Source organism: Flavobacterium poyangense (assembly GCF_011751075.1).
Lineage (GTDB): Bacteria > Bacteroidota > Bacteroidia > Flavobacteriales > Flavobacteriaceae > Flavobacterium > Flavobacterium poyangense.
Genome location: NZ_JAALLN010000084.1, coordinates 1 through 784, shown reverse-complemented (window position 1 = coordinate 784; position 784 = coordinate 1). Strand labels below are relative to the sequence as shown.

At 42.0% G+C, this 784-nt stretch carries 1 protein-coding gene; it reads right to left on the bottom strand.

The annotated features are described in order from the left end of the window. Positions 1-21: 21 nt before the first annotated feature. Positions 22-784: hypothetical protein (locus G3A47_RS22700; RefSeq protein ID WP_208328398.1), on the bottom strand; the 763-nt coding region annotated here is incomplete at its 5' end.

Below are 784 nucleotides of genomic sequence, written 5' to 3'. Positions count from 1 at the left end.
CGCCGAATAGAAGTCTTAGACTTAGTGATGATATCCGTTAAGGAATGGAGGCCTTAATATTTTGATGCATTTCACCAATTTACAGTTGTCTCCTGCCGCTTCGGTACCGCATTTGTTCAACGTTTCGAGCATTTCCTTCTTCTGATCAGCTGTAACCTTGCCGCTCTCATTGATCTTAGTCTCAAATCTCTTTTGCAGTGGTTCTGCGGTACCTTCTTCAAATTGCTTTGCATAAAGGCAGGTCATGGTACATGCCAGTTTGTCCTCATCGAGCTTTTTCAAAATATTGTCCAGCTCTCCTGGACCGTTCATGTGTTCCAAGTTAACTGCATCAGATGCTTTAAGTCCGTTATCGACGAAACACTTTGTCAAATCCCTGGTCACAGCATAACTATACAGGGCGTCGTAGAATGGAAGCTCGGTTATTTTGACACACTGAAGTAATTTACAGTCATCGTCACCGGCTTGTGTTTTACAGGTGCTCAAGGTCGCCAACATCTCTTTGCGCAGATTTTCCGCCTTATCTTCGGACACGACATCTTTGATTACTTCATAAAGACTTTGTCCAGGATTTTCCTTGTGGAAAATGCATGCTAAAACGCAGGATAATTTGTCCTTCTGCTCATCTTTTACTATATCCACGAATGATAATTTGCCGATGTAACTAAGTAAAGTCATGTCAGTCTCTTTCATGCCATGTTCTATCAAGCATTCCTTAGCATATATTTTGTCAGCACTAGCCAACTGGAAAACTGCGAAGCAGGCAATCAATAGGATGAAGAAG